Here is a 19,091-nt window from a genome sequence, read left to right as displayed (position 1 = left end):
TATGAGATGGCGATTTGGCGACTTGCAGCCAAACGATAAGGTATTTGAGGCCACGATAAAGAAGGCTGCCTTACCGCCTTCACCCACTAAGCAATTCACCGATCAAATTAATAGCTATGGGGAACACGTTCGATCTAAATCCGTTTTTCTTACCGAAGTGTCGGTCATTGGGATTGGAACGTTACAATGGGGGTTTGGTGATCTTGTTGCTAGTCGTTTAGTGATCTGTGGGGCTTGGACATGTTAGTTGAGAAACGAGTCATGACTTTGCAGTTTGGTTCTAAGCATGAAGAGATTGCGAGATGGCTAGTGCGGCAACTACTCCAACCCGTCATCATCCTCGTCAGACACACCACCGCGCACGCCGTCGATCACCACAAAGATGATGGCTGTCGAAAGAATGCCGCCTATAACTATGAGCAAAAGTTCCATGACACATATGTAACAGACGTATTGGCTGGGGCGACCCCGGCAACGGTTGGCCGACTGCGATCGGCGGAAATGGCTACTGATTGCTCAAATCAGCCGGGGATTTCCGCCTATGTTTCTTTGCTGGAAAGGGCTGCCATGTTGATGTTGTCTCAAAAGGAGGACACAAAATGGATGAATTCAGCCACACCAAGACAAATACCTCCAGCGGAAGCGGCATCGGTTTCCTTGTCGCTGCTGTTATCGTCGTTCTTGTTCTGCTCTATGCGCTTTTCGCAGGCGGCGGCGGTACACCCGTTGACCCGGCGACAGTCGGCACAACCGACCAGGGCGCGCCAGCACTTGAAGAAACAGCACCCACACAACCGGTCGCCCCAGCTGTGGGCGAATAAGACCAACACTACTCACGAACCCTCGGCCAAAGGCGGGTGCAGCGATGCATCCGCCTTTGGTGTGTTGATGACAATCGTGTGCACAGGTTGTGTACGCGTTGTGTACGCATTGCATACCCCTCAAATCAAAGGTGCCCCATGCTGATCCTGCATTGCCCTTGCTGCGGCGTCGATGCCGATGAAACCGACCTGCACGCAGGCGGCCAAGCCCATTTAAAGCGCGAAGGCCCTGGTTCTTCGGACGATGATTTTGAGGATTACCTCTTTATGCGTGAAAACCCCAAAGGCGTGCACTTTGAACGTTGGCGCCACGCCTATGGCTGCGGCAAATGGTTCTTGGCCGCCCGCTGCACCCATACGTTAGAGGTGTTCGGTACGTATTCCGCCCAAACCCTCGAACCACCGCAAGAGATCAAAGACAAGATATCAGCCAAGCGTCCCGGCTGGTCATGGGGGAATGTCCAATGAGCACCCGTTTGGTAGGGCAAGGCCGTTTGATCAACAAGGACAAGGCGGTCTCTTTCACCTTTAACGGCAAACATTTGCGCGGTTTTGAAGGCGATACGCTGGCCTCGGCCTTGTTGGCCAATGATCAGATTTTGATGGGCCGTTCGTTCAAATACCACCGCCCGCGCGGCGTTGTGGCGTCCGGCGCGGAAGAGCCTAATGGCCTGGTCAATCTGGGCAAGGGCGCTGGGTTTGAACCCAATGCCCGTGTCACGACGACCGAACTGTTTGACGGCCTGACAGCACAGTCACAAAACCACTGGCCATCGCTGGAATTTGACGTCGGTGCGATCAACACGCATCTGTCACGGTTTCTGCCGGCGGGCTTTTACTATAAAATGTTCATGTACCCGCGCGCCTTTTGGAAGCACGTTTATGAACCGATCATCCGCAAATCTGCTGGTCTTGGCAAAGCCCCCAAGGATCGCGATCAGGACACCTATGAGCATTTCCATTGCCATGTGGATGTTCTGGTCGTCGGCGGCGGGATCGCGGGTCTTGCTGCCGCGAAAGCCGCAGGTGAGCGTGGCGCGCGTGTTCTGCTTGTCGAACAAACCGCCGATTGGGGTGGCCGCGCCGTCGTGGATACCCCCCAGATTGATGGCATGGCTGCGCAAGAGTGGATTAATGCCACCGTGGAAGCGCTTGAAAACATGCAAAATGTTGACATGCGTCTGCGTTGTATGGGGGCGGGCGTTTACGATCACGGCTATACGCTGGCCTATGAACGGCTGACGGATCATGCGCCCGACACAGACGGCCCGCGCCACCGACTTTGGCGCATCCGTGCCAAGCAAATCATCACCGCCACAGGCGCGATTGAGCGGCCTTTGTCTTTCGCCGCAAATGACCTGCCCGGTGTTATGCTCGCCTCTGCGGTGCGTGATTATGTGGTGAATTTCGGGGTGTCGGTCGGGGATCGCACGGTTGTTGTGACCAACAATGATGATGCTTATCGCACCGCCATTATCCTGAAATCAGCGGGCCTTGATGTGCCAGTGATTGTGGATGCACGCGCCGAGGCTGAAGGTGATCTGATCGACCAAGCCCGCGCGATGGGCATTCGTGTTGAGATGGGCAAAGGCATCGCCAAAGTCAAAGGCGGCAAGCGTGTCACGGGTGTCGCGCTTTGCGCGCAGGCAGGCGAAGGTGCTGTGCTGGAAGAGATTGAGTGCGATTGTGTGGCGATGTCTGGCGGTTGGTCCCCCGTCGTGCACCTATGGTCGCATTGCGGCGGCAAGCTGAACTGGGATGCCGACCAAGTGATGTTCCGCCCCGATCCCGAGCGCGCGCCAACCGGTGCTGATGGTGAGGCGTTTGTGATCACCGCAGGCATCGCCAACGGGCATCTGTTCACCGCAGAGGCCATTAGTGATGGCTGGGCCGCAGGGCGCGCCGCGGCGAAGGCGGCGGGCCATACCAAACGCGGGGCGCAAGCACCGATGGGCGAGGATGCGGCGGAAGGTCCGATCTCTGCGGTGTGGTTGATGCCGCAAGGGGCGAGCCATGCGCTGCGGTCCAAAGCGTGGCTGGATTTCCAGAACGATGTGAAGGTCTCGGACGTGCAACTGGCCGCGCAAGAGGGTTTTGAAAGTGTGGAGCATACCAAGCGCTATACGACGCTGGGCATGGCAACAGATCAGGGGAAGCTAAGCAATATCAATGGTCTGGCGATCCTTTCTCAATCTTTGAATGCTGATATCCCGAACGTCGGTACAACGACATTCCGTCCGCCCTACACGCCGATCTCAATGGCCTCGATCGCAGGTGTCGCCCGCAATGCGCTGTTCCAACCAATCCGCATGACCCCGATCTCGGATTGGTCCAACGCCAATGGTGCCGACAACGAACCGGTGGGCCAATGGCGCAGGCCTTTCGCTTATGTCCGTCCCGGTGAAAGCGTGCATGATGCAGTCAACCGCGAGGTCAAGAACACGCGCGAGAACCTTGGCCTGTTGGATGCATCCACCCTTGGCAAGCTGATCGTCAAAGGGCCGGACGCGGGCAAATTCCTTGATATGATGTACACCAACATGATGTCCACGCTACCAGTGGGCAAATGCCGATATGGTCTGATGTGCACCGAAAACGGGTTCCTGATGGACGACGGTGTTGTTGTGCGCATGGCCGAGGACTCGTGGTTGTGCCATACCACGACGGGCGGTGCGGAAACCATCCATGCGCATATGGAAGACTGGCTGCAATGCGAATGGTGGGACTGGAAAGTCTATGTCGCCAACGTGACTGAGCAATATGCGCAGATCGCTGTTGTTGGTCCGAACGCGCGCAAATTGCTACGAAAACTGGGCGGGATGGATGTGAGCGCCGAGGCGCTGCCGTTCATGCAATGGCGGGAAGGCAAGATTGGCGACTTTGATGCAAGGGTCTTCCGCATCTCGTTCTCGGGTGAGCTGTCTTATGAAATTGCGGTTCCTGCAGGTCAGGGTGCTGCGTTCTGGGATGCGCTGATGGAGGCCGGTGAAGAGTTCGGGATTATGCCATATGGCACCGAAACCCTGCACATCCTGCGCGCCGAAAAGGGCTTTATCATGATCGGGGATGAAACGGATGGGACGGTGATCCCACAGGATCTCAACCTGCAATGGGCGCTTTCCAAAAAGAAAGAAGATTATCTTGGCAAGCGCGCGCATCTGCGCAGCCATATGGCCGATCCGAACCGCTGGAAACTGGTGGGCTTGGAAACGGTTGATGGATCGGTTCTGCCTGACGGTGCTTATGCGATTGCCGACGGCGATAACGCGAACGGGCAGCGGAATACGCAAGGTCGTGTGACCTCGACCTATTATTCGGCCAACCTTGAACGCGGTATCGCGATGGGGTTGGTTCTGAATGGACCGGACCGGATGGGCGAGGTGATTGAGTTCAACACCGTTGATGGTGGCACTGTGCCCACAAAAATCGTTGATCCGGTATTCTATGACAAAGAAGGGGAGAAGCAGAATGTCTAATACTGTCAGCGCATTACAAGGCAAGGTTACCCCCGGCGAAGTTACAATCCGCGAGGCGGGCTTGCGGGGCATGATCATCCTGCGCGGTGATTTGTCAGACAAAAAGCTGCGCAAAGTAAGTGCCGACGTAACGGGCGTGAAGTTCCCCGAACAAGGCCAAGCCAACTGCGACGGCGACAAGGGTCTTTGCTGGATGTCGCCGGATGAATTGCTGGTGTTGGTGCCCTACGAAGCGGCGGCAGACGCTGTCGCGCAAATCGACGCCAAGCTGGCAGGCACGCATTATCTGGCCGAAAACGTATCTGACGCCCGCGCGGTCATCTTGGTCGAGGGGGCGTTTTGCCGCGAAGTGATCGCGAAACTCGCACCCGTGGATTTACATCCCGATAGTTTTAAGCCAGGCGATTTTCGGCGGACGCGGTTAGGGCAGGTCGCGGCGGCCTTCTGGATGCGCGATGAGGACACATTCGCAGTGATCTGTTTCCGGTCCGTGGCCGGGTATACGTTTGATGTGTTGGCGGCATCTGCGAAGGCGGGGGCGGTTGGGTATTTGTGAAAAGTGGATTTGACGACAAACGCAGCTGCTGTGCAGCACCCTCAGTTTACAGCTATGACCCTTGAAGTACCTGAAATATCTGTTTGGACACGGATAATATTACCGTCAAATCCGGGTAGATGAATACCGCAGGTTTTTGGGTAAGTATTCGCAACATATACCAAAGTGATTTGCTCATCCGAACTTGTCATACTGCGAAGTGTGTAATCACTCGCATCCAGAAAGTCGTGCAACATAATGATTGAGCCATTTTTGTTCGATGCAAAATCAATGGTCGCTTGCTTGTTTAAGATTTCAGACCGTGCCTCTTCGCAGGTCATTCTCAAAGCGTCTGATTGTACAGGAAAGAACACCCAGAAAATGACTAGTGAATTAAGTAATAATGAAATTCCTAGAGCTATATTCTTGAACATTGTGACGAACTCATGGTTTAAGATATATGTTTAGATTAGGTGTTTTGCTAGGGAGCTAGCAACGCCCTATGATCTGCGTTCAAGCTATTTCGGTGTTGCTGACGAAAGCAGAGGCCCAAAGCCGAAACTAACCACCCCTTGACCTTCGCCGCCCTTGTGACATCTATCATCACATCCCTTTCCTCAATTCAGAAAGATACCCGATATGGCATTTTCGCTACCCGATCTTCCTTATGCCCATGACGCGCTGGCGTCCAACGGCATGTCCGCTGAAACGCTCGAGTACCACCACGACCTACACCACAACGCTTATGTCACTAATGGCAACAAGGCGATTGAAGGGACCGAGTGGGAGGGTAAATCCCTTGAAGAGATCATCGTCGGCACATACGACAAATCGTCTGTCGCCCAGAACGGTATCTTCAACAACATCAGCCAGCTTTGGAACCACAACCAGTTTTGGGAAATGATGGGGCCGGGCGACAGTGCGATGCCGGGTGAGCTTGAGAAAGCGCTGGTTGACAGCTTTGGTTCGGTTGATGAATTCAAGTCGCAGTTGAGCGCCGCAGGTGCAGGTCAGTTCGGCTCTGGCTGGTGCTGGTTGGTCAAGAACGCTGATGGGTCCTTGGCGGTCACGAAGACCGAAAATGGCGTGAACCCGCTGTGCTTTGGTCAAATCGCGCTGCTGGGTTGCGATGTGTGGGAACACTCCTACTACATCGATTTCCGCAACAAGCGTCCGGCCTATCTGACCAATTTCCTTGATAACCTTGTGAACTGGGAAAACGTGGCCTCGCGCATGTAATTCCGCTCCATCTGGACAATCTGCAAGGCCCGTGGGACATCGTTCCGCGGGCCTTTTGCTTGGGAGAACGTGATGATCGGACCGACACTAGACAAGATTATTGCGGCCAAAGCAGAGGTGCAGGCAGAACTGATCGAAACACCAATTTTGCCGCTGTCGTCGTCGCGTTGGCAAGGCATCCTTCCAGATTGCGCAGGCGTGACCGTCAAGCTGGAGCTGTTTCAACAGGCCGGATCGTTCAAGGCGCGGGGTGCTTTGCTGGGTATCCGTCGGCTGGATGCTGCACAGCGCGCGGCGGGTGTTGTCGCGGCCAGCGGCGGCAACCATGCGCTGGCCGTGTCATGGGCGGCAAAGGCGGCTGGTGTGGACGCGCTGATCACAATGCCCAAGGCGACCGATCCGGCCCGTATCGCGGGCTGTCAGGTGCTGGGTGCGACGGTCACGCTACACGACGACATGGCGGCGGCTTTTGCCGCGATGAACAAAGCCGCAGAGAATGGGCGTGCATTGCTGCATCCGTTTGAGGCCGCGCATATGATCCTGGGGTCGGCCACTTGCGGCTATGAATACGCAAGACAGGCACCCCAGATTGATACTTTCGTCATTCCCATCGGTGGCGGTGGGATGATCAGCGGGATGGCTTGCGCGATTAAGCAAGTGAACCCTGACGCGATGGTGATCGGGGTGGAACCCTATGGCGCGGATAGCATGTCACAAAGCTTTGCTGCGGGGCAGGCGGTGCGCATTGAAAAAGTCGCCACGATTGCTGACAGCCTTGGTGCGCCATTGGCGATGCCACTGACTTATGCGGTCGCAAAGGCGTATGTGGACCGTATCGTCAAGATTGAAGATCACGAGATGCTGGCCGCGATGGATATCTACCAAAACGTCCTGCGCGTCACGGCAGAGCCGGCTTGTGCTGCGTCGCTCGCGGCGGTCCTTGGTCCGCTCAAGGATGATTTGGCGGGGCGTCAGGTGGGGATTATCGCGTGCGGATCGAATATCTCACTCGCCCGCTATGCAGCGTTGATGAAAGAACTATAACGCGGCTTTAAGCAGTGTTGCGAGGTCTGCGACATCTTCGGCCACCTGAACAAAGCCAAGAATGTCATCGCCTGCAAAACCGCTATCAACCACGTGTTGCAGCAGATCGCACAAAGGGTCCCAAAACCCGTCAATATTCAGCAAGATCAGCGGTTTGTCGTGCAGTTTCAGTTGCCGCCATGTCAGCGCCTCGAAAAACTCATCCAATGATCCGGCGCCACCGGGCAGCACAACCACTGCATCAGCGTTCATGAACATGACCTTTTTGCGTTCGTGCATCGTTTCAGTAATCACAAACTGATCAAGGTCGCGTTTGCCAACTTCCCACGCCAGCAAATGGGTCGGGATCACACCAAAGGTCGCGCCACCTGCATCTTGCACGGCATTGGCCACGCGCCCCATCAGCCCCACGTCGCCCGCACCGTAAACCAGCCGCCAGCCGTTCGCCGCCAGCATCTGCCCGGTGTCTGTTGCCGCCTGCGCGTATTCTGGCATAGTGCCATCGCGCGACCCGCAGTAGACGCAAACTGATTTTTGATTTCCAGACATCGTGATCCCTTTGGTCCAGCTTCGCTTTGACCGGTCATAGCGGCGTTGTTAAGGTGGCTCAACCATCGGGGATGGGGCCGCCATGAATTGGCACTGCAAAAGGGATAAGATGTGACAGAAGACGCTAAATCGGGCGCAAAGCCTGTTGTGCTGGGTGGCATTGCCGCGGCGGTCATCGGATTGGCCATTTTCGCGCTGATGCCGCAACCTGATATCGGCGAAGCTCCGATCAGTGAAGCACAGGATGCGGCTATCGCGCCTGACATTGCAGCGGGTGCAGACGCGCCAGAACCGCAACAATCCCAGCAGGTGCCGACGTTTGATACCTTCAGGGTGGAACCTGACGGCAGCATTGTGATCGCGGGCCGTGCCCCCCCGGGACAAACGGTTGATGTGATGTTGGCGGGTCAGGCGATTGACCGGGTGCAAGCGGACAGCACAGGCAGCTTTGTGTCCCTGCCTGTCGCGGGCCCGTCCGATCAGCCGCGCCGCCTGTCATTGCTTGCTGATCCAGAGGGCGAAGCTGTTGCATCGACAACCAGCTACATCGTAGCGCCGATTGCGGCGCCCGTGGTTGTGGCCACCGCCCCTGTGGCCTCGCCGGAGCTGCCAGATAACAGCACAGCCTCGGTGACGCCGGAGGCGCCTGTTGCCCCTGTGGTCGATGCGCCTGTCGAAGCCCCGCCGCCCGTGGTTTTACAGGCTGATGCGGGTGGTGTGCGCGTGGTGCAAGGTACACCCACACTGGATAACCCGCAGGTTGATGCCAATGTGGCGCTGGATGCCATCACCTATGACCCCGAAGGCGAAGTACAACTGTCTGGCCGCGCGACCGGGGATGGTGCCGTGCAGGTCTATATCGATAATGAACCGGTGACCGGGTCCGTTGTCACCGAAGGCGGTGATTGGCGCATTGATCTGCCCGATATTGATACGGGCGTCTACACCCTGCGCATTGATGAGGTTGATGAAGCAGGTGACGTTGTTTCGCGGCTTGAAACACCTTTCAAACGCGAAGAACCCGCCGATGTGGCCGCCGTGCTGGCCGAAGAAACATCCGTGGCGGGGTTTGAGGTGGCGGTGCGTACCGTGCAACCCGGTGCCACGCTATGGGCGATTGCCGAAGAGAACCTGGGAAACGGTATATTTTATGTCGAAGTCTTTGAGGCCAACAGCGATCTTATCCGCGATCCAGATCTGATTTACCCCGGACAGATTTTTCGCATGCCAGAGGTCACGCAATAGGTGACCTGCCTCTGGTGTTCCGCCTTATGGGACTTTAGGTAGGACTTTCGCTGCTTTGGAGTTTCTATGCGTGGTCTCGCGAAAACTGATGCCAATCTGAACGACGCCCAGATCCAAGGGTGGAGCGTGATCCGCCGCGTTGCCCCTTACCTGTGGCCCGATGCACACCCTTGGGTGAAACGCCGCGTTGTGATCGCGCTGGCGGTGCTTTTTCTGTCAAAGTTGATCGCGGTGACAACCCCGCTTTTTTACCGCGAGGCAGTGGATGCGCTGGCACCAGAGGATATGGATGCGGCCACCATGATGGGGCTGGGTGCCGTTGGCCTGACCATTGCATACGGCATAGCGCGCCTGATGACAGTGGGCTTTCAGCAGTTGCGCGACGTGGTCTTTACCAAGGTTGGTCAGCGCGCCCTGCGCCAACTGGCGCTTGAGACGTTCACCCATATTCACCGCCTGTCGATGCGCTATCACATCACCCGAAAAACCGGTGGTCTGTCGAGGATCATTGAACGGGGGGTTAAGGGTGTTGATTTTCTACTGCGCTTTTTGTTGTTCTCAATTGGGCCGCTGGTGCTGGAACTGTTGATGATCGGCGCGATCCTGTTTTTCCTGTTTGATGTCTGGTACTTGGCAGCCGTTGTTGTGACCATTGCGCTTTATGTCTGGTTTACATTCAAGGTCACCGAATGGCGCGTGAAAATCCGCAAGGAAATGAATGATCAGGACACAGACGCCAACCAAAAGGCCATCGACAGCCTGCTGAATTTCGAAACCGTCAAATACTTTGGCGCCGAGCGGTGGGAGGCGGACCGCTATGATGTCGCGATGGAGAATTACGAGGATGCGGCGATCCGCACCAATTATTCGCTCGCCTTTCTGAATTTTGGTCAATCGCTGCTGATCACCACCGGTCTTGTCGTGGTGATGGTCATGGCGGCCATCGGCGTGCAGCGCGGTGATCTGACTGTCGGTGATTTTGTCATGGTGAACGCCTATATGATCCAGATCACCATGCCGCTGAATTTCCTTGGCACCGTTTACCGCGAAATCCGGCAGGCGCTGATTGATATGGGCGATATGTTTGACCTGTTGGAACAACCTGCCGAAGTGAATGATAAGCCGGGTGTGGTGGATTTGCAGGTCAATGGGGGCCGGGTTGCGTTGCAAAATGTGACCTTTGGCTATGATGTGGAACGCCCGATCCTGAAAGGTGTCAGCCTAGAGGTAGAGCCGGGACAGACGATCGCGATTGTCGGCTCTTCGGGGTCCGGCAAATCGACCATCGGACGCTTGCTATTCCGGTTTTATGATGTGGGCGGCGGTGCTTTGTTGATTGACGGGCAAGACGTGCGTGACGTGACCCAGCAAAGCCTGCACGCGCAGATCGGGGTGGTGCCGCAGGATACGGTTCTATTCAACGACACGGTGCATTACAACATCGCCTATGGCCGTCCGGCTGCCTCTGAGGATGAGATCGTCGAAGCGGCGAAAGCTGCCAAAATCCATGACTTTATCACCAGTTTGCCAGATGGTTATCAAACCACGGTAGGCGAACGCGGGCTGAAGCTGTCGGGTGGTGAAAAACAGCGGGTCGGCATCGCGCGGACGCTGCTGAAAAACCCGCCGATCCTGTTGCTGGACGAGGCGACATCGGCGTTGGATACTGAAACCGAAATGGAAATTCAGGCAGAGTTGAAAGCGATGGGCGAAGGGCGCACGGTGATCACGATTGCGCACCGTTTGTCGACGATTGCCGATGCGGACCGGATTGTGGTGCTGGAAGACGGGGTCATCGTCGAAGAAGGTCGCCACGATGATCTGCTGGCCGCCCAAGGACGCTATGCGCATCTGTGGAACAGACAATCCGAAGAGGAACTGGTTTAACGGTCGGGTGCAATTGGTGACCCTGTTGCGAGACAGCGCTGGTTTGTGTTTGCTAAAACGGAAAGATGAACGGCGCTGTGGGGCCTAGTCGCAAAACATCGCATCTATCAAAGGTTTCCGTTTTGCGTATTGTGGTGCTTTCGACAAGTCGTCTGCGGATGAATAACTGAGTGGGATAGGTTTATGCGTTTTGTTTTCGGCGTCTTGGCGATGGTGTTGGCCCAGCCTGCAATTGCCGCACCATTTATGATCGAGGCTGACCGTATTTTGGGTGTTTACGCGATTTCCAAATATGGCGAGAACGACTGGAATAGGGATGATCACGCCGATCTTGCAGTTATTGCGATTTCAAAGACCGGAGACAGCGTTGATCTGTATCTTGCCACGTCTGACCCAATAACCAGCGTTGTTGATGTCACTGAGGTGGCACATGATGTCCTACCATATGATCCGACGCGTATTGATGTAACGTACGACATTGGTCCTGCGCATTCATTGTACGAACCCGAAATCGTCTATCGATCAAGGGACACAGAAAAAATGCTGCTGATTACGACCAACCCACGGATTGAAGGCTCTGGAATATCCCGTATTGCGACGTTTCAACAAAAGGACGCCGCTGGCGGGCATGATCGGGTTTGCGAAATTGTCTTTATTCCTGACACTGAGGTCGCTGAACAAACGCGTCCGGCATATGCAACTATTATCGGCCCTGATGGTGTTGAGACCCGTTATGACCCCGGGCCCGAACCCGTTTTGACCGACTGGACGTGGCGTGATTTGCCGCGCCCTTGTTTGCCGTAATGAAAGGGCGCCAAATCTGATGCGACGGTATATCTGTCTTGCTTTATTCCTTTCCCCGGCATGGTCTTTTGCCGATGGCATCCAAGAGCGACTGCAAATTGATTTAACCCGCTTGGTCGCAGCGGCTAGTGGGCATGATTGGAACGATGATGGCTTGGATGACCGCCTGATCATGGTGATCAATGATGCAGGTGATGCGGTCGACCTGATCACTTTTTTCTCGGAATCTGATACTGGCCGTCTAGGCCCGGGGGATATTATGCGATCCGTATTGCCAGCCAATTGGCCACAAGAGCAATATGATCTGATCGCCATAAATTACCAAGACAGCGGTCCGGATGGGGCAGGCCACGCAAGGCCGGTTCTGTACGGCGGGGCAGGCCCATTGCAAATGACGATTACCTTGCGCCATGATCAAGGCAGCTGGGCTGTTGATGTCATTCGCAGCAACGGCACCCCGGATAGCGGTGTGCCTGGTTGTTATCTGGATTATACAACCGGGGTCGGCAGGATGGAGCGTTCAGGGCGCACTGATGTCGCTGTTGATGTTACTGTACCGCCGGTGCTTGGCGCGTATTGGTGGCGTGATGGGCTGCCTGCTGTTTGTCGCAAGGCGGATGGTTGAAAAACACTTGCGTTGTTTTTTGGTCAATCCGACGGTTTAAAACCCATTTCGTAGTCATCTGACTGTGCTGACAATAACGGCTTGATCAACGCTGACTGTTCGCAAGCTCTACCAATTTATCCAGCGCTTGGTTCCAGCCACCCTCGCCAGCTGTGCCAACGGGTACGCCCACATGCACCATGGTCATCTGGGTTTTGCCGTCTGCTTCGCTCAATACGACAATCACTTCTGTGATATCAGGGCTGCCTTCTGGCATGCCCATGCTTTGCGGTGGGATCAACGTGCCATCGGGCTGGCACATGCTTTCCGTGTACACCAACCGATGGGGCGCGTTCACTTCCTTGTAGACGCCGATAAACCACATGCTCATCTCGCGTTCCGGCGTTTTCATGACCATGTTGATCTTGCGGGTGCCGCCAACAGTGACATCCATTTCAGCGGTGGGGACGCGCATGCCCATTGGCCCGTACCATTGTTTAAAGAGATCAGGATCGGTCCACATGTTCCAAATCACCTCAATCGGTGCATCAAACGTGCGCTGCAAGCGTACCCAGTTTGGTTGGTCAGTCATTTTTGGCGTCCTTCATGTTATTCAGTACGTGATCCATCGCATCAAACCGGGCGTCCCAGATGTGACGGTATTGATCGGTCCACATCGCAACGGCCTCAAGCGGCTGGGTCTCAAGCGTGCAAGGGCGAAACTGCGCATTGCGCCCTCGTTTGATCAGGCCTGCGTTTTCAAGAACGCGAATATGTTTTGAGATCGCAGGCAAGCTCATGTCAAACGGTTCTGCCAAAGTGTTCACTGTCGCTTCGCCTTGCATCAGCCGCGCGAGGATTGCGCGCCGGGTCGGATGGGCAAGGGCCGAGAATGTAGCGTCGAGTTGGTCTGAGCTTTCCATAAAGGATTATTAAACCAATTCGTTAATTAAAAAAATAGTAAAATAAAAAGTTTGCCTATATGCGAAAAAGGCCCGCATCGCTGCGGGCCTTTTGGTTTACTCTGCCGCTTGCGCCGCGGTTTTCAATTCCAGCGGTGGCAGTTTGTCTGCCGCGCCATCATCCCAGATGAACTCTGGTGCTTTGATCCGCTTGGCCTGCCTTGCCAGCGCCCAGTCGCGTGCTGCACGGCTGCTGCGGCCCATCGACAGTTTGGCCAGCAGTTGCGCGAACCATTGCACATAGGTCACAAACCAAACGCGGACCGCCAGCATGGACGGCGTGAACACCAAGGTCAGCATCGTCGCGATCCCAAGGCCAAAGACCACCGCGGTCGCCAGTTGTTTCCACCACAGCGCTGTTGGGCTGTCGATGGAATAGCCGCCGTTCATGAAATCAAGACTGAGGCCGAACATCATCGGCGCGAGCCCCGCCATCGTTGTGATCGTCGTCAGCAGCACAGGGCGGATACGGGCCTCGGCCGTGCGGGTGATCGCTTCGGTCCGGGGCATGTATTTGCTGTATTCCTGATAGGTGTCGATCAGGATGATGTTATTGTTCACCACAATCCCGGCCAAGGCCACAATGCCTGTGCCGGTCATGATGATCGAAAACGGTTGATCCATCACCAGCATCCCCACCAGCGAACCAGCGGTGGACATGACAACGGCCATCAGCACAAGGATGGAGTTATAGATACTGTTGAACTGCGCCAGCAGGATGATGAACATCAGGCCCAAGGCCCCCATAAAAGCGGTTTGCAGGAAGGCACCGGATTCGGCTTGTTCTTCCTGATCGCCTGTCCATTCCCAATCGATTGACGCGGGCAGGGGGTTGGTGTCAAGCCATTGGGTCAGCACTGCAATCCGCTCGTTCGCGTTCAGCGGTGCCTCTGAGGTTTCATAGTCATTCACAAGTTCCGCCAAGTTGGCAGAGGTCATATCCCCCAACAGCGTGACAACTTCATAGCGATCCATGCCGATTGCCTCTTCGCTGACGACACGCACAACGGCGACGCTGTCACCGTCGACGGTCAGGTTCGTCAGCCCGGCCTCAACACCCGCTTTTACATCAAAGTACCGCTTTTGGTCGATCCGGTCGATCTGGGCCAGCTTTTGCACAGGCGTGCGGCTGATGAAGTTTGACAGTGGGATAAGCCCCTGATTGGTCCGCACCTTAAGGCTGTCGAGGGTTGATAGCACACGGTCTTGTGCAGGCAGACGCACGCGGATCTCAATCTCTTCGTCAGAGCTTTCGACGCGCATTGTGTCCAGCAGAATACCACGCGTGACCATCTGCACCATGGCCCCCACGGTGGCGACGTCCGCGCCGTAGCGGCCCGCTTTTTCCACATCCACATCAATCTGCCAGTCGATGCCGGGCAGGGGGAGTGAGTCTTCAATCGTGATCAGGCCGGGGGTCTGGTCAAACTGGGCACGTGCAGTATTGGTTGCTGCGCGCAGTTCTTCGAAATCATCACTTTTCAGCCGCAGATGTACAGGCTTGCCTGATGCAGGACCGCGCGATTGGGCGAGGATTTCTGTCTCAATGCCGGGAATCGTGTTCAATTGTGCCTGAAGCTCTGCCAGCACCACGTCACCGTCAAGTTCGGCAATCCCGGCACGATCTTCCCATGGTATGGTTTCAAGCTGCACTTGACCGATTGAATCGCCTGGCGTGCTGGCACCGCTGGCATCTGTATTTAGCCCGCCGTCACCCGCGAAAGAGAATGCTGTGATGACACCGGGATGGGCCAAAACGATCTCTTCTGCCTGGCGGACCAGATCGTCTTTTTCCTGCAAAGACAGGTTGCCGCGAGCGCGGACATAAACGATGGCTTGCTCAGGCTCGGATTCGACGAAGAATTCGACGCCGTTGTTGTTGGCCCCGTAAAAGCCAAAGATCGAAAAGACGGTGAACACAACTGCACCAACGGTCACCAATGGCATGACCGGGTTGCCTGCAATGAAATGCATGAAGTGGCCAAAAGGCGTGCGGTTATAGCCTGCCTTGATGGTTTTGGCTTCGCGTTCGATCTTGGCCGCACCGATGGTGATGGACAACAAGAATGCGCCCAGAAGGAATAGCATCATACCGGGCAAACTGTCGCTGAGGCCGCTGGTTTGCACCGCTTCGCCGGTCAGATAGCCCGGGTTTAACGTCAGCATGGCACCCGTGAAGACCACCATAACGGCGGGAAACACCAGCAACGCACGGACAAACCACGGCAGGCGCGCGCGCAAAGCGTCAGAAGCGTTGCCGAACAAACGGCTCATCCGACCGGTCACACCGCCCATGACGGGCAGATAGACCAACGCAACAACCAGTGACGCAGACAGAACGAAGATCAGCGTCACCGGCAACATGCCCATGAATTGCCCCGGCACACCGGGCCAGAACAGCATTGGCAGAAAGGCGCAAAGTGTTGTCGCAGTGGACGAGATGATGGGCCAGAACATCCGCTTGGCGGCGTCGACGTAGGCGTGCATCGGGCCGCTGCCTTCGCGGATGCGTTTGTCGGCGTATTCGACCACCACGATGGCCCCATCGACCAGCATACCGACCGCAAGGATCAGGCCGAACATCACGATGTTCGAGATCGTGATTTCCATGACTGCGAGCAGTGCAAAACATAACAAGAATGAGGTGGGGATCGCGAAACCGACCAATAGTGCGGGCCGTGTGCCAAGGGCGGCCAATACGACGATCATCACCAGCGCGATAGCGGTCAGGACAGACCCTTCCAACTGGCTGACCATTGAGGCCACGTTGCGGGATTGGTCGTTCGAAGTTCCGACCTGAATGGCCGATTGCAGTTCAGGCGACCAGCTGGCGCGTTCGTCCGCGACCACCTCTTTCACCAGGGCGGCGGTGTCGATCAGGTTAAACCCTTTGCGTTTGACGACCTGCAAGGCAACCGTGTTGACGCCATTGAAACGGGCAGTGCCAAGGCGGTCTTCAAACGTCAGGCGGATCGTGGCCAGATCGCCAAGCGTGATCACCCGGTCACCGTTTGTTTTGACGGGCAGGTTATAGACGTCTTGGGGTTCGTCGAATGACGATGGGATTTTGACCGCGAATGTACCTTGGGCAGTTTCCACCTCACCTGCTGCAATCAGCAGGTTGTTGTTGGTGACAACGCCGATCAATTCGCCAGCGGTGACGTTATAGGCTTCCAACCGCAGCGGGTCGATCACCACCTCAAGCATTTCGTCGCGTTGCCCGGCAAGCCCTGCTTCCAGCACGGCATCAAGGCCTTCGATGCGGTCTTGCAGGTCTTTGGCAACGCGCAAAAGCGTGCGTTCGGGCACTTGGCCTGTCAGGTTCACAATGACAATCGGGAACTCGGAAAAGTTAATCTCATTGATCGAATACTGATCCGCACCGGCCGGAAACTGCGCTTCGGCGTTGTTCATGGCAGAACGGATGTCGGCAAGGATTTTCGTCTTGTCCCAACCAAACTCAAACTCGAGTGCGACACCGGCATAGTTTTCAGCCGCTGTCGCAGACATGGTTTTCAGCCCGTCCAGATCTGACAGTTCTGCTTCCATCGGTTGTACCAGCAACGTTTCACTGTCTTCGGCGGAAATGCCGGGGAAGGGGACAGAGACAAAGATCGCCGGAATTTCGATGTCCGGCTCGCCCTCTTTGGGCAAACCAACGTAAGCCATGCCGCCCGCCAAAAGCGACAGGGCAATAAAGGCCAGAACCATCCGGGCGCGCGATGCAGCCCAATCAACAAGACCGGTCATCCTTTGGCCTCCGTAAATGTCGGTGCGACTTTGACACCGTCCACGACAAATTCCTGACCAACGGTAATGATTGCGATGGTTTCGGGTAGATCGGTCACCCAAACGCCTTCTGCGGTATCGCGCAGCAAGGTCACAGGCATGAATTGTGCGATGTTGTCTTCGGCCACGGTGCGCACGCCCAATACACCATTATCGTCAAGCGTCAGCGAAGATTGTGCGATCAGGTGCGCTGTGCGCCCGTCAGAGGCAATGAGGATTTCGGCGGTCTGCCCGTCGCTGATTGCCAAATCTTCGTTTGCGACCGTGACTTCGACGCGGAAGGTGCGCGTCAGCTCATCGGCACTGCGCGACAGAAAGGTCACGCGGCCTTGCACCTGTTCACCACTGGTCAAGCGGGCGCCAGCCATTGCGCCGACGTTGACTTTGGACACATCAGCCTCGGGGACAAAGCCAACCAGCTTGATTTCATTGAGCTGAATGATCGTGGCACAAGGTGTGCCGGGTTGCATGAGCGATCCAAGCTCTGCGGTGTCTGTCTCTAGCAAGCCCGAAAAAGGGGCCATGATCGCAAGCTTGTCAATCTCGCGCTCGGCAATCGCAACACCGGCTTGCGCGGATTCAATACCGGCCTGCGCCGATGCCACAGCGGATTGCGCGCGCTGCACGCCTGCGGTGGCGGCTTCCATGGCAGCTTGGGCGCTGACAAGGCGTGTTTCCGAGGCAAAGCCATCTTCGGACAGGCGCTGGGCCGCGTTAAGGTTGATTTCCGCCTCGCGCACACGGGCGTCCGCCTCAATCACACCGGCCTGCGCTTCTGGGACACGCCCCTGCGCTTCGGCCAAGCGGGCGCGGGCCTCGGCGAGTGAGGCTTCGCGTGTGCCGGGGTCAAGGCTGCAAAGCAACTCATCTTCGTTGATGAACGCGCCTTTGCGGCGTGGTTCGGAAATCACAAGACCAGAGGTTTCCGCGGCAACAGTGACCTGCCGGGCCGCTTCTGTCCGGCCGCGCAGAATAACCGCGCTGTCGATCGTCTGGGCAACGGAATGCATGGCAACCACACCAACAAGGGATTCGTCCGCGCCTGCGACGTCTTCGGTCGTTGTATCCTCAGCCGTCGCAATGACCCCTTTCCCAGAGGTCCCGCCCGCAAACCCCACAAGCGTGTCACGTTCAAACACCACCATATAAAGGCCAGCCAGTACGATAACGGCTGTGATTATTGGAATGATTTTCATATCGTCGTCCCTTTTGGCCGCATCTTTGTTTTGGCAGCCCTTGTCGCAATCTTCTTTTTTATACGTAATCTTCCAGTACAGAGTACTGAATTGTACTAAACCATTCAGTTCAGATTATACAGAAGATGCCCTAACGGCAAGCGCACATTTACGTGTGGATTGCAGGATTAAAGAGGGCAATTGCCGCTGACCTCTTGTTCATTGCGCTGGCTTCACGATATGTACCCGCAAAGACGTTTTTAAACCGATACGAAATTGGGGACCAAGGTGAGCGACACCGACAGTTTTATCAATGAAGTCACCGAAGAGGTGCGCCGCGAAAAGCTGTATGGCTACTTGCGTCGTTATGGCTGGATCGGTGTGGCCGCGGTTCTGTTGCTGGTCGGTGGGGCAGCATGGAACGAATACAGCAATGCGCAGGCGCGCAGTGCCGCCGAAGCGACCGGTGACGCATTGATGTCCGCATTGGAAGAAAATGATCCGACAGTGCGTGCCGCTGCCATGGCGCAGGTCGAAGGGGATGGTGCTGCGGCGGCTGTGACCTTGTTGTTGCGTGCCGCGACAGAGCAGGAGGCAGGTGATAATGCCGCTGCTGCGCAGACCTTGAATGATGTGACAACAAACCCTGACGTGCCTGAAATGTACCGCGATGTTGCAGCGCTGAAGGCGGCGATGCTTCCTTCTGATGATGTGGCGGCCCGCCGCGCGAACCTTGAGGCGTTGTCCCAGCCCGGCCAGCCCTTTCGCTTGCTTGCGTTAGAACAGATTGCCTATATGACGCTTGGCGAAGGGGACGCTGATGGCGCGATCGCGGTTATGCGCGAAATCGTGGAAGACGCAGGCGTGACGCGCGGGTTGCGCGAACGTGTCCAGACACTCATGGTGGCATTGGGTGAGCCTTTGCCCGATCCTGTGAACCAGTAAAGCGCAGATTGGATCC

Annotated in this window: 17 protein-coding genes; 11 read left to right on the top strand and 6 right to left on the bottom strand. The window is 56.1% G+C overall.

The features are described 5' to 3' along the window. The first annotated feature begins 599 nt into the window (after positions 1-599). The 4 genes from RCCS2_RS13985 (at position 600) to RCCS2_RS13970 (ending at position 4,853) form a co-directional block, all read left to right on the top strand. A complete protein-coding gene (locus RCCS2_RS13985; protein ID WP_008235338.1) occupies positions 600-821 on the top strand; it encodes a hypothetical protein in 222 nt (73 codons plus the stop codon). 138 nt (positions 822-959) lie between these two features. Beyond that, a complete protein-coding gene (locus RCCS2_RS13980) occupies positions 960-1,289 on the top strand; it encodes a sarcosine oxidase subunit delta (RefSeq protein ID WP_008235336.1) in 330 nt (109 codons plus the stop codon). Next, positions 1,286-4,297, top strand: coding sequence for a sarcosine oxidase subunit alpha family protein (locus RCCS2_RS13975; protein WP_008235334.1), 3,012 nt, complete (start codon positions 1,286-1,288; stop codon positions 4,295-4,297). Before RCCS2_RS13980 ends, RCCS2_RS13975 begins: the two co-directional genes overlap by 4 nt. Then, on the top strand, positions 4,290-4,853 hold the full coding sequence (locus tag RCCS2_RS13970) for a sarcosine oxidase subunit gamma (protein ID WP_008235332.1): 564 nt from the start codon (positions 4,290-4,292) through the stop codon (positions 4,851-4,853). The genes RCCS2_RS13975 and RCCS2_RS13970 overlap by 8 nt, the downstream gene beginning before the upstream one ends. Before the next feature lie 41 nt (positions 4,854-4,894). On the opposite strand, the gene RCCS2_RS13965 is transcribed toward RCCS2_RS13970, so the two are convergent. Next, positions 4,895-5,266 carry a hypothetical protein gene (locus RCCS2_RS13965; protein ID WP_156788559.1) on the bottom strand — a complete coding sequence of 124 codons (372 nt, stop codon included), beginning with the start codon at positions 5,264-5,266 and terminating at the stop codon, positions 4,895-4,897. Between the two features lie 205 nt (positions 5,267-5,471). Between RCCS2_RS13965 and RCCS2_RS13960 the strand changes: the two genes are divergently transcribed. Both RCCS2_RS13960 and RCCS2_RS13955 read left to right on the top strand, forming a co-directional pair. After that, positions 5,472-6,071, top strand: coding sequence for a superoxide dismutase (locus RCCS2_RS13960; protein WP_008235329.1), 600 nt, complete (start codon positions 5,472-5,474; stop codon positions 6,069-6,071). A gap of 72 nt (positions 6,072-6,143) precedes the next feature. After that, positions 6,144-7,115, top strand: a complete 972-nt coding sequence (locus RCCS2_RS13955; protein WP_008235327.1) for a threonine ammonia-lyase — start codon at positions 6,144-6,146, stop codon at positions 7,113-7,115. On the opposite strand, the gene RCCS2_RS13950 is transcribed toward RCCS2_RS13955, so the two are convergent. Next, entirely contained in the window at positions 7,110-7,664 is a 555-nt protein-coding gene (locus RCCS2_RS13950; protein ID WP_083791204.1) for a TIGR00730 family Rossman fold protein, read from the bottom strand. The two genes, RCCS2_RS13955 and RCCS2_RS13950, sit on opposite strands and share 6 nt — an antisense overlap. 111 nt (positions 7,665-7,775) lie before the next feature. Between RCCS2_RS13950 and RCCS2_RS13945 the strand changes: the two genes are divergently transcribed. The 4 genes from RCCS2_RS13945 to RCCS2_RS13930 all read left to right on the top strand — a co-directional run bounded on the left by RCCS2_RS13945 (position 7,776) and on the right by RCCS2_RS13930 (position 12,225). Beyond that, positions 7,776-8,909 carry a LysM peptidoglycan-binding domain-containing protein gene (locus tag RCCS2_RS13945; protein ID WP_008235323.1) on the top strand — a complete coding sequence of 378 codons (1,134 nt, stop codon included), beginning with the start codon at positions 7,776-7,778 and terminating at the stop codon, positions 8,907-8,909. 66 nt (positions 8,910-8,975) lie between these two features. Continuing rightward, positions 8,976-10,796 (top strand): ABCB family ABC transporter ATP-binding protein/permease, encoded by a 1,821-nt coding sequence (locus tag RCCS2_RS13940; protein WP_008235315.1) that lies wholly within the window; start codon positions 8,976-8,978, stop codon positions 10,794-10,796. Positions 10,797-10,979: 183 nt separating this feature from the next. After that, positions 10,980-11,600 (top strand): hypothetical protein, encoded by a 621-nt coding sequence (locus RCCS2_RS13935; RefSeq protein WP_008235314.1) that lies wholly within the window; start codon positions 10,980-10,982, stop codon positions 11,598-11,600. Positions 11,601-11,619: 19 nt separating this feature from the next. After that, the gene (locus RCCS2_RS13930) at positions 11,620-12,225 is read left to right on the top strand and encodes a hypothetical protein (RefSeq protein WP_008235306.1); all 606 of its coding nucleotides are present in this window, start codon (positions 11,620-11,622) and stop codon (positions 12,223-12,225) included. Positions 12,226-12,310: 85 nt separating this feature from the next. Here the strand turns inward: RCCS2_RS13930 and RCCS2_RS13925 are convergent, their stop codons facing one another. From RCCS2_RS13925 to RCCS2_RS13910, 4 genes are all read right to left on the bottom strand, one after another. Beyond that, the gene (locus RCCS2_RS13925) at positions 12,311-12,796 is read right to left on the bottom strand and encodes an SRPBCC family protein (RefSeq protein ID WP_008235304.1); all 486 of its coding nucleotides are present in this window, start codon (positions 12,794-12,796) and stop codon (positions 12,311-12,313) included. Further along, positions 12,789-13,127 carry an ArsR/SmtB family transcription factor gene (locus RCCS2_RS13920; protein WP_008235302.1) on the bottom strand — a complete coding sequence of 113 codons (339 nt, stop codon included), beginning with the start codon at positions 13,125-13,127 and terminating at the stop codon, positions 12,789-12,791. Before RCCS2_RS13920 ends, RCCS2_RS13925 begins: the two co-directional genes overlap by 8 nt. Before the next feature lie 96 nt (positions 13,128-13,223). Beyond that, positions 13,224-16,916, bottom strand: coding sequence for an efflux RND transporter permease subunit (locus RCCS2_RS13915; RefSeq protein WP_008235295.1), 3,693 nt, complete (start codon positions 16,914-16,916; stop codon positions 13,224-13,226). Further along, positions 16,913-18,151: an efflux RND transporter periplasmic adaptor subunit gene (locus RCCS2_RS13910; protein WP_008235294.1), complete on the bottom strand. Its 1,239-nt coding sequence runs from the start codon at positions 18,149-18,151 to the stop codon at positions 16,913-16,915. Before RCCS2_RS13910 ends, RCCS2_RS13915 begins: the two co-directional genes overlap by 4 nt. Positions 18,152-18,418: 267 nt before the next feature. Between RCCS2_RS13910 and RCCS2_RS13905 the strand changes: the two genes are divergently transcribed. Next, on the top strand, positions 18,419-19,075 hold the full coding sequence (locus tag RCCS2_RS13905) for a tetratricopeptide repeat protein (protein WP_008235293.1): 657 nt from the start codon (positions 18,419-18,421) through the stop codon (positions 19,073-19,075). Positions 19,076-19,091: the final 16 nt, after the last annotated feature.

Source organism: Roseobacter sp. CCS2 (assembly GCF_000169435.1).
Taxonomy (GTDB): domain Bacteria; phylum Pseudomonadota; class Alphaproteobacteria; order Rhodobacterales; family Rhodobacteraceae; genus Yoonia.
Note: the sequence above shows the minus strand (reverse complement) of the source record. Positions and strands in the feature narration are given on the sequence as shown.

Coding starts and splice junctions, on each gene's coding strand:
- RCCS2_RS13980 (WP_008235336.1), top strand. CDS start 960: ATGCTGATCCTGCATTGCCCTTGCTGCGGCGTCGATGCCGATGAAACC.
- RCCS2_RS13985 (WP_008235338.1), top strand. CDS start 600: ATGGATGAATTCAGCCACACCAAGACAAATACCTCCAGCGGAAGCGGC.
- RCCS2_RS13965 (WP_156788559.1), bottom strand. CDS start 5,266: ATGTTCAAGAATATAGCTCTAGGAATTTCATTATTACTTAATTCACTA.
- RCCS2_RS13955 (WP_008235327.1), top strand. CDS start 6,144: ATGATCGGACCGACACTAGACAAGATTATTGCGGCCAAAGCAGAGGTG.
- RCCS2_RS13940 (WP_008235315.1), top strand. CDS start 8,976: ATGCGTGGTCTCGCGAAAACTGATGCCAATCTGAACGACGCCCAGATC.
- RCCS2_RS13970 (WP_008235332.1), top strand. CDS start 4,290: ATGTCTAATACTGTCAGCGCATTACAAGGCAAGGTTACCCCCGGCGAA.
- RCCS2_RS13950 (WP_083791204.1), bottom strand. CDS start 7,664: ATGTCTGGAAATCAAAAATCAGTTTGCGTCTACTGCGGGTCGCGCGAT.
- RCCS2_RS13925 (WP_008235304.1), bottom strand. CDS start 12,796: ATGACTGACCAACCAAACTGGGTACGCTTGCAGCGCACGTTTGATGCA.
- RCCS2_RS13910 (WP_008235294.1), bottom strand. CDS start 18,151: ATGAAAATCATTCCAATAATCACAGCCGTTATCGTACTGGCTGGCCTT.
- RCCS2_RS13930 (WP_008235306.1), top strand. CDS start 11,620: ATGCGACGGTATATCTGTCTTGCTTTATTCCTTTCCCCGGCATGGTCT.
- RCCS2_RS13915 (WP_008235295.1), bottom strand. CDS start 16,916: ATGACCGGTCTTGTTGATTGGGCTGCATCGCGCGCCCGGATGGTTCTG.
- RCCS2_RS13960 (WP_008235329.1), top strand. CDS start 5,472: ATGGCATTTTCGCTACCCGATCTTCCTTATGCCCATGACGCGCTGGCG.
- RCCS2_RS13920 (WP_008235302.1), bottom strand. CDS start 13,127: ATGGAAAGCTCAGACCAACTCGACGCTACATTCTCGGCCCTTGCCCAT.
- RCCS2_RS13975 (WP_008235334.1), top strand. CDS start 1,286: ATGAGCACCCGTTTGGTAGGGCAAGGCCGTTTGATCAACAAGGACAAG.
- RCCS2_RS13935 (WP_008235314.1), top strand. CDS start 10,980: ATGCGTTTTGTTTTCGGCGTCTTGGCGATGGTGTTGGCCCAGCCTGCA.